This is a genomic window from Nonomuraea recticatena, from assembly GCF_039533245.1.
GTDB classification, from domain to species: Bacteria; Actinomycetota; Actinomycetes; order Streptosporangiales; family Streptosporangiaceae; genus Nonomuraea; species Nonomuraea roseola.
This window is the reverse complement of sequence record NZ_BAAATE010000216.1, coordinates 1-502: the sequence shown is the minus strand read 5'-3', so window position 1 is coordinate 502 and position 502 is coordinate 1. Positions and strand designations below refer to the sequence as shown.

Annotated in this window: 1 protein-coding gene; it reads right to left on the bottom strand. The window is 71.9% G+C overall.

From position 1 onward, the window contains the following. Positions 1-300: 300 nt before the first annotated feature. Positions 301-502 (bottom strand): GyrI-like domain-containing protein (locus tag ABFX50_RS51220; protein WP_346158586.1); only part of this gene is annotated, 202 nt, incomplete at its 5' end.

The following is a 502-nucleotide window of genomic DNA, read 5'->3' as shown; positions in this document are numbered from 1 at the left end:
CGGCGAGCCTGCCCCAGGCCAGGTGGTCGAACGTCCAGGCGTGGTCGAACCCGTACGCCTCGGCCGCGACCCACCTCGGTCGTGCCTCGGACCAGCGGTGCTCCGGCAGGATCGTGATGCCGACCCGCATGGGCGTCCCCTTCGGTCTTTGAACGGTGTGCGCGTTCAACCGAACATCGTTGACGTTCGATTGTCAACGGGATTCGTGGGTCGTCGCGGTTCGGTCCGCCGAAGCCGGTCCGTCGCCGCCGGTCCGCCATCCTCCGTCCGCCGCCCCCGCCCGCCCCCGGTTGGCCACCGTCAGTCCGCCACGGTCCAGTGCAGCTCGGTGCGCAGGTCGGCCGGGTCCATGTCGGGGGAGGGTTCGGTGGTGTACACCTCCCACCGCGTGGTGCCCGAGGTCAGCCCACGCGCCCCGATCCACGCGGCCAGGCGCTTCCAGGACTCGTCGAGCTCGTCGAACGACCCGGTGTGCGTCACCCGCGCGACCCCCCCACCCGGC